We start from the raw sequence: 1,264 nt of genomic DNA, 5'->3' as shown, positions 1-1,264 counted from the left end.
TTTTTAGTCTTTGAAAAGAAAAAAAGACTAACTTAATAGTTAGTCTTAAAGAATTTTTAAAAAATAAAAAGTGTCTAAAGTTTTGGAACAGTTCAGTATTATCTAAATCAAATTATGCTTTTACTCCTAATGATTATACTAAAGATTCTTCTTTGCAACATCCGCAAAAAGGATGGAAACATGAAGGAGGGAATACTTTTTCTTCCGATGCTAGATCTTTTCGAGGAATACATGGTTTAGATACGGCTCCTTGTAAATCTTATCAAGAATTTTTAAATAATAAGCAATTAGCAAAAGATGGAGCTTTGTTTGCATTGAGTTTTTTTCCTATTGCTGGTAATGTTGCAGGTGCAATAGATTTTGTAACAGATGTTAGCGGTTTGCAAGATACATTTTTAAACGACAAAGAACAACGTATTGCTATGATAAATGAAATGGTAGAAGAATATTTTAAAGAATATCCAGAAAAATGTTTTTTCTTTTTTGATTTAAATGATTTAGATAATTTAAAAGATGTAGATATTGCTTTTTGTGATTTTGATATGTTTTCTCTTGATCTAGAAAATTTTTTAAATAATTGGGTTAGAATAAGTGATAATACTAAGGATAGACTAATGAAAGATAAAATTAAAAAAAAAAGTAATGAAAAAAACAAATCATAAAATAGGTCATAAAATAGCTCAAACTGCTTTAAAAAAAGCGTCTAAAAGAACCTTAGGAAGATTTATGGGAAAATTTTTTGTTCCAGGATCGGTAAATGCTTATGATAAAGCAGAACAAATATATGAATCTGAAAGCAATATTAAGAAAAGAATTAAATTTGACATTAAAAATAATAATAATGAAAAAACATTCGGATTCGCTATCCATTTTCCTTCAGATAAAGAAATAGAGATTTATGAAATAATAAAAAAATAGTGATAATAAACAATATTCAAGATTAGTTGAAAAAGCTAATATTTATAATTCACATCATATGTTAATCAACATTTTAACTGTTAAGCAATCTGATGGCTCTCCTAAAAATATACCTATTTATTGTGGTAAATTAAAGATTTAAGTTTTTTCATCATAAAATTACAATTTTTTTCATCATAAAATTACAATTAATATTTTTTGATTTTTATTAATCAAATAAATATCATATTATTTAAAATATAAAAAAATAATAAGAATAAGGTGGTGTTTTGATGAATTTTTTTGAATATTTATTAAACCCTTCTAAAAGAATTAGAAAATTATTAAAAAATAATAATGAAGATAT

At 23.5% G+C, this 1,264-nt stretch carries 2 protein-coding genes; both read left to right on the top strand.

Features of this window, described 5'->3' with window-relative positions:
* Nucleotides 1-152: 152 nt before the first annotated feature.
* Nucleotides 153-662, top strand: coding sequence for a hypothetical protein (locus RI01_RS02710; protein ID WP_017193138.1), 510 nt, complete (start codon nt 153-155; stop codon nt 660-662).
* Complete coding sequence (locus RI01_RS02705) at nt 643-918, top strand: hypothetical protein (RefSeq protein WP_017193137.1); 276 nt, start codon at nt 643-645, stop codon at nt 916-918. Before RI01_RS02710 ends, RI01_RS02705 begins: the two co-directional genes overlap by 20 nt.
* Nucleotides 919-1,264: the final 346 nt, after the last annotated feature.

This window comes from Italian clover phyllody phytoplasma str. MA1 (genome assembly GCF_000300695.1).
Taxonomy (GTDB): domain Bacteria; phylum Bacillota_I; class Bacilli_A; order Acholeplasmatales; family Acholeplasmataceae; genus Phytoplasma.
This window is presented reverse-complemented; position numbering and strand designations above follow the sequence as displayed.